This is a genomic window from Streptomyces sp. NPDC025721 (genome assembly GCF_055558595.1).
Map to the genome: position 1 here is coordinate 56,991 of NZ_JBVHMF010000032.1, position 6,675 is coordinate 63,665.

Here is a 6,675-nt window from a genome sequence, read left to right on the forward strand (position 1 = left end):
GTCACCTCTGAGCCAGCCACCCCTGAGCCGTCTGGAGCCGCGATGCGCCGCAAGTCCAGCCTGGTGCTGCTCGCCCTCGCCGTCTTCTTCGCGACCCTGGCGCCCATGCTGCGCTGGTACGCCTACCCGCGGCTGGCCAAAGTGCCGCCGAGCGAGTACCAGGTCGCCGTCCTCGAGGCGAAGAACGCCACCCTCGTCGACTATTCCAGCCTCACCGCCAAGAAGGTCTCCAAGGTCAGCATCGTGCAGACCCTCAAGGGCAATGTGACGGCGGCCCGGCAGGTCAAGGCCGAGACCGGCAAGGACGTCGTGGTCTGGGACGCGCTCTCCTACGTCGCGGGCCCCGACGGCAAGATGGTCTCGGAGATCCCCGAGCGGTACGTCTTCGACGCGCACACCCAGGAGCCGGTGCACACCGCGAGCGAGTCGGTCGACGGCGATCCGGTCACCCGGCAGGGCATCGAGTTCAAGTTCCCCTTCCTGACCCAGAAGCGCGACTACTACTACTTCGACGCGCAGAGCCGCACCTCCGCGCCGATCCACTACGCGGGCACCCAGCGCTTCCACGGCCTGAAGGTCTACTACTTCGAGCAGACCGTGCCCTGGCAGCGGGTCCCGCTGCCCAAGAAACTGCCCGAGATCGCGCCCGGCGCTCCCGCGCTCACCCCCGAGACGGTCAAGGCCACCGGCATCCAGCGCTGGTACACCACCAAGCGGATGTTCTGGGTCGACCCGACGACCGGCGCGCCCGTCAACGGCGAGGAGATCCACACCGAGGAGCTGCGCTTTCCCGCCTCGACCGGCAAAGCACCGGTCACCGCCTTCGCGGGCGACGTGAAGATGCGGCCCGACTACATCGACTCCATCGTCCATCTGGTCAAGACGCAACGGCAGTTGGTGCTGCTGCTCACGAGCTACCTGCCGTGGGGCTTCGGCGGGTTCGCCGCCGCGCTGCTGGCGCTGTCGCTGCTGCTCGAAGCGCGCGGGCGGCGGCCCGCCGACCCGGTGGGCGGCCGGGAGCCCGACCCCGACCGCGCCCCCGACCACCCGGACCCCGTACCGGTCTGACCCACGGCCCGGACCCCGTACGGTCCGAGCCGTGCCCGGACCCCCGCACCGGCCGACCTGTCCCGGACCCCGTACCGGTCTGACACACGGCCCGGACCCTGTACGGTCCGAGCCGTGCCGGGACCCTCGCACCGGCCGACCTGTCCCGGACGCCGTACGGGCCGGGCGGGCTGCCTACGCGCGGCGGCTGTTGTTCGTCCGCTTGGTCGGCTCGGCCGTCGCCGGGTCCTCGGGCCACGGGTGGCGCGGGTAGCGGCCCCGCAGCTCGGCGCGCACCGCGCGGTAGCCGTCACGCCAGAACGACGCCAGGTCCGCGGTCACCGCCGCGGGCCGCCCCGCGGGCGACAGCAGATGCACCAGCAGCGGCACCCCGGCGATCTCGGGCGTCGCCCGCAGCCCGAACAACTCCTGGAGCTTCACGGCCAGTACGGGCTGGTCGCCGCCGTAGTCGATCCGGATCCGCGAACCGCTCGGCACCTCGAACCGCTCCGGTGCCAGCTCACCGAACCGGGCGGCCTCGCCCGTGGCCCACGGCAGCAGCCGGGGCAGCGCGCCGCCCGCCGAGATCCGCTCCAGATCCGCCCGCCGCCCGGCCCGCGCGAGCTCGGGCCCCAGCCACTCCTCGGCCCGCTCCACCAGCGCCCGCTCCGAGACGTCCGGCCAGTTCCCGCCCAACTCCCGGTGCAGGAAGGCCAGCCGCTGCCGTACCTCACGGGCCTCCCGCGACCAGTGCAGCAAACCGGTGCCCTCGCGCCGCAGCCCGTCGAGCAGCGCGGCCCGTACCGCGTCCCGGTCCGGCCGGCGCAGCGGCGCCGCCGACAGCTCCAGCGCGCCCAGCCGCTCCACCCGGCGCGCCACCACGTCCCCGCCGCGCCAGGCCACCTCCTCGTACGACTCCAGCAGCCCGGCCGCCGCCGCCCGCGCGGTGCCCTCGTCGATCACCGCGGCCACCCGCACCCGCGCGTCCGTCCGCCCGACGCCCCGGTCCGCCACGGCCACCGCCACCCACTCCGCCCCGCCCACGCCCCCGCCGACCTCCGCGCCGGTCCCGGACGCCATCACGTATCCGTCCCCGCCCCGCCGCCGCGCGACCCGCTCGGGAAACGCCAGGGCGACGACGAGCCCGGCCGCCGCGTCGTCCGACAGGCCCCCGCCCGCGGCGCGGCTCGCGGCGGACGGGCGCGCCGCGGAGCGCGGGACGGCGGCGTCCGTCGCGGGTGGGCTCCCCTCCGTCACCGTGCCGCGCAGCCGGTCGGCCTCCGCGCGCCAGCGCGCCGCGTACGGGTCGCCGCCGCGGCGGGCGGTGTGCCAGGCGGCGGTGAGGTCGGAGCCGTAGGAGTGGGGGAGTTCTTCGCTGAGGAGCGCGGTGACCTCGGCGGCGCGGCGGGCGCCGAGCACGGGCGCGGAGTCGAGGAGGGCGCGGGCGAGCCGGGGGTGCAGCCCGAGCCGGGCCAGTCGGCGGCCCCGGTCCAGGGCGCGGCCCGAGGCGTCGACGGCGCCGAGGCCGCGCAGCGTGTCGCGGGCCGCGGCCATCGCGCCCTGCGGCGGGGCGTCCAGCAGGGCGAGCCCGGAGGCGTCCGGATCGCCCCAGCAGGCGGCCTGGAGCGCGAAGGCCGTGAGGTCGGCGAGCGCGATCTCGGGGGAGGGGTGCCGGGGCCTGCGGGCGTCCTCGGCCGGGGGCCAGCAGCGGTAGACGGTGCCGGGACCCTCGCGCCCGGCGCGCCCGGCGCGCTGGTCGGAGGCGGCCCGCGACACCCGTACGGTGACCAGCGCGCCGAGGCCCCGCGCGTGGTCCATGCGCGGCTCGCGGGCCAGCCCGCTGTCCACCACGACCCGCACGCCCGGCACGGTCAGGCTGGACTCGGCCACGGACGTCGCGAGCAGCACGCGCCGCCGCTCACCGGGCGCCAGCGCCGCGTCTTGGACGGCGGCCGGGGCGCGGCCGTGCACCTGGAGCACCTCGATGCCGCCGCCCGCGCCGCCGGAATCCGTGAGGTCCCCGAGCAGACCCGAGACCCGCGCGATCTCCCCGACGCCCGGCAGGAAGCACAGCACGTCCCCGTCGCGCTCCCGCAGCGCCCGCCGCACCACCGTCGCCACATGGTCGAGCAGCGCCCGGTCCACCCGGCCCCCGGCGTGCGTCGCCCGTACGGGACCGGGCGGCGGCGCCCACTCCACGGCCACCGGGTGCAGCACCCCGCCCGCCTCGACCACGGGCGCGGGCGGCCCGTCGGCCCCGCCCAGCAGCGCCGCCCACGCGGCCGTGTCCGTCGTCGCGGACGCCGCGACCAGCCGCAACTCCGGCCGCAGCAGGGCCCGTACGTCCAACAGGAACGCCATGGACGTGTCGGCGTCCAGATGCCGCTCGTGGCACTCGTCGAGCATCACCGTGCTCACGCCCGGCAGTTCCTGGTCGCGCTGGAGCCGTTGCAGCAGCACACCGGTGGTGACCACCTCGACCGCGGTGCGGGCCGAGACCCGCCGCTCGCCGCGGACCGTGAAACCGACGGTCTCGCCGACCCGCTCCCCGAGCAGCCAGGCCATCCGCCGGGCCGCCGCCCGCGCCGCCATCCGCCGCGGCTCCGCGACCAGCACCCGCCCGCCGAGCGCGTCGGCGATCAGCAGCGGGACCAGCGTGGTCTTGCCGGTGCCGGGCGGCGCGGCCAGGACGGCGCAGCCCGGCGACCGCAGCGCGGCCAGCAGCTCCGGTACGACGGAGGCCACCGGCAGCGCGCGCCCCTCGGCCCGGATCGCGTACGTACCGGCGCTCCCGCCGGCTTCCCCGCCGGCCGCCCGACCGTCCTGGCCGCCGGCCTTCACTCCGCCGCGCACACGAAGATCGCCGTGCCCGGCAACAGCCGCCCGCGCAGCGGGGACCAGCCGCCCCACTCCTGGTCGTTCCACTCCGGCCACTCGGGCTCGACGAGGTCGACCAGCCGCAGGCCAGCCGCCGCGATCTCGCGGACGCGGTCGCCCAGGGTGCGGTGGTGCTCGACGTACACGGCGATGCCCCGGTCGTCCTCCTCCACGTAAGGCGTGCGGTCGAAGTAGGAGGCGACGGCCGTCAGGCCCTCGGGGCCCGGCTCGTCGGGGAAGGCCCAGCGCACCGGGTGGGTGACCGAGAAGACCCAGCGCCCGCCGGGCCGCAGCACCCGCCGCACCTCCCGCTGGACGCGCGCGGTGTCGGCGATGAAGGGGAGCGCGCCGTACGCGGAGACCGCCAGGTCGAACGAGCCGTCGGCGAAGGGCAGGGCGCCCGCGTCGGCCTGGACCAGGGGCACCAGCGGCGCGCCGTCGGCCGAGGACTCGTCGTCGATCCGCCGCGCGTGCTGGAGCTGCCGGAAGGAGAGGTCGAGGGCGACCGGCCGGGCGCCCTGGGCGGCCAGCCAGCGCGAGCACTGGGCGGCGCCCGCGCCGATCTCCAGCACGTCCTTGTCCTTCAGGGCCGCCGTCGGGCCGAGCAGCCCCGCGTCCGCCTCGTCCAGACCCTCAGGGCCCCAGACGAAGCGCGCGTCGCCCAGGAAGTCGCCGTGCTCCACCTGGTAGTCGTCCGCGTTGCGGTCCCACCACCGGCGGTTGGCCCGGCTGCTCTCCGTGACCCCCGCGCTGCGGCGGGTGGCCTCCGGTTCCTCGTGTGCCTCTCGGGGCGCTTCCCGGCGTGCGTCCCGGGGATCGGGTCCTTGGATCATCGCGGCAGTCGTCGTACTCTCTGAGAAGACCTGGCACTGGGTGACTTGTGCCGGTTCGGTCCGTTACGCGCCCGGTGGGCTCTTCGTGCGTTGACCGTGCCCGGCTGCCCCCGTATGCTACAAGTTGCGCTGCGAGCCTGCGCGCCTCAGACAGAGCAGGCTGCGCTCGGAATCTGTTGCATACCCCTCGGCCCCACGGCTGTCCGGAATTCGGCAGGAGCGAAAAGGGCTTACGGCGTAGCAGTACCTACGACTTACTGTCCGTACCGGAGTCCTTTCCCTAATGACGAGCAGCACCGAGGCCCCTCGCACCACCCCGCAGGTGGCGGTCAACGACATCGGCAACGAGGAAGCCTTCCTCGCCGCGATCGACGAGACGATCAAGTACTTCAACGACGGCGACATCGTCGACGGCGTCATCGTGAAGGTCGACCGGGACGAGGTCCTGCTCGACATCGGTTACAAGACCGAAGGTGTCATCCCCTCCCGCGAACTCTCCATCAAGCACGACGTCGACCCCAACGAGGTCGTCGCCGTGGGCGATGAGATCGAGGCCCTTGTTCTCCAGAAGGAGGACAAGGAAGGCCGCCTGATCCTCTCGAAGAAGCGCGCTCAGTACGAGCGTGCCTGGGGCACCATCGAGAAGATCAAGGAAGAGGACGGCATCGTCACCGGCACCGTCATCGAGGTCGTCAAGGGTGGTCTCATCCTCGACATCGGCCTCCGTGGCTTCCTGCCGGCGTCGCTCGTCGAGATGCGCCGCGTGCGCGACCTCCAGCCCTACGTGGGCAAGGAGCTCGAGGCCAAGATCATCGAGCTGGACAAGAACCGCAACAACGTGGTCCTGTCCCGCCGTGCCTGGCTGGAGCAGACGCAGAGCGAGGTCCGCCAGACCTTCCTCACCACCCTCCAGAAGGGTCAGGTGCGGTCCGGCGTCGTCTCCTCGATCGTCAACTTCGGTGCGTTCGTGGACCTCGGCGGCGTCGACGGTCTCGTGCACGTCTCCGAGCTGTCCTGGAAGCACATCGACCACCCGTCCGAGGTCGTCGAGGTCGGTCAGGAAGTCACCGTCGAGGTTCTCGACGTGGACATGGACCGCGAGCGTGTCTCCCTGTCGCTGAAGGCGACGCAGGAAGACCCGTGGCAGCAGTTCGCCCGGACCCACCAGATCGGGCAGGTCGTCCCCGGCAAGGTCACCAAGCTCGTCCCGTTCGGCGCGTTCGTCCGCGTCGACGAGGGCATCGAGGGCCTGGTGCACATCTCCGAGCTGGCCGAGCGCCACGTGGAGATCCCGGAGCAGGTCGTCCAGGTCAACGACGAGATCTTCGTCAAGGTCATCGACATCGACCTCGAGCGTCGCCGCATCTCGCTGTCGCTCAAGCAGGCCAACGAGTCCTTCGGCGCCGACCCGGCCTCGGTCGAGTTCGACCCGACGCTCTACGGCATGGCCGCGTCGTACGACGACCAGGGCAACTACATCTACCCCGAGGGCTTCGACCCCGAGACCAACGACTGGCTCGAGGGGTACGACAAGCAGCGCGAGGAGTGGGAGGGCCAGTACGCCACGGCCCAGACCCGCTTCGAGCAGCACCAGGCGCAGGTCATCAAGTCCCGCGAGGCCGACGAGCAGGCCGCGGCCGAGGCCGGTTCCGCCGCCCCCGCCGCGACCGGTGGCCCGGGCGTCTCCGGTGGCTCGTACTCCTCGGAGTCCGACGACACCTCCGGTGCCCTCGCCTCCGACGAGGCCCTCGCCGCCCTCCGCGAGAAGCTCGCGGGCGGCCAGAGCTGACAGCTCTCCGCTAGGCCCAGTCACAACACCGGGGGGGGGGGGGGGGGGGGGGGGGGGGGGGGGGGGGGGGTTTTCTGAGGGGGGGGGGGGGGGGGGGGGAGGGGGGGGGGGGGGGGGTCACAGGGGGGT

Annotated in this window: 4 protein-coding genes; 2 read left to right on the forward strand and 2 right to left on the reverse strand. The window is 73.9% G+C overall.

What is annotated here, in order from left to right:
• Positions 1-42: 42 nt before the first annotated feature.
• On the forward strand, positions 43-1,068 hold the full coding sequence (gene pgfA / locus ACZ4EF_RS32080; protein ID WP_355333948.1) for a cell envelope lipid trafficking protein PgfA: 1,026 nt from the start codon (positions 43-45) through the stop codon (positions 1,066-1,068).
• 174 nt (positions 1,069-1,242) lie between these two features.
• Here the strand turns inward: pgfA and hrpB are convergent, their stop codons facing one another.
• Together hrpB and ACZ4EF_RS32090 are read right to left on the reverse strand one after the other, a co-directional pair.
• Positions 1,243-3,819, reverse strand: a complete 2,577-nt coding sequence (gene hrpB, locus ACZ4EF_RS32085) for an ATP-dependent helicase HrpB (RefSeq protein ID WP_467507675.1) — start codon at positions 3,817-3,819, stop codon at positions 1,243-1,245.
• Positions 3,820-3,884: 65 nt separating this feature from the next.
• Complete coding sequence (locus ACZ4EF_RS32090) at positions 3,885-4,757, reverse strand: class I SAM-dependent methyltransferase (protein WP_401714661.1); 873 nt, start codon at positions 4,755-4,757, stop codon at positions 3,885-3,887.
• Between the two features lie 283 nt (positions 4,758-5,040).
• Between ACZ4EF_RS32090 and rpsA the strand changes: the two genes are divergently transcribed.
• Positions 5,041-6,546, forward strand: a complete 1,506-nt coding sequence (rpsA, locus tag ACZ4EF_RS32095; RefSeq protein WP_188283396.1) for a 30S ribosomal protein S1 — start codon at positions 5,041-5,043, stop codon at positions 6,544-6,546.
• Positions 6,547-6,675 lie beyond the last annotated feature (129 nt).